1 pseudogene is annotated in these 255 nt (G+C 47.5%); it reads left to right on the top strand.

Going from position 1 to position 255, the window contains the following annotated elements:
• Window positions 1-255 (top strand): annotated as a pseudogene (locus ACYQ2O_RS13530) (IS1634 family transposase); the annotation flags it as partial.

Genomic DNA, 255 nt, shown 5'->3' with positions numbered 1-255 from the left:
GTATCCCTGAAATACGTGCAGGAAGAACTGAACAAGGTTCGAGATAACATCCGCACACGCGCTAATTACAATGCCAGCTACCAACTTTACAGCCATACTGCAACGATAGACTGGGAGTATTCACAGAAACGCCCGTACAAAGGCGATGTGATTGAAGGGAAACGGCGGATGTACCTGCATCTTTATTTTAGCGGTGAAAAAGCACTGGAGCACGAGAACCGTTTCAATGCGCTTCTTGATCGGCTCGAAGCAGAA

Source organism: Alkalibacterium sp. m-11 (assembly GCF_054658155.1).
The sequence above is the reverse complement of the archived record's forward strand: the minus strand, read 5'-3'. Positions and strand labels throughout refer to the sequence as shown.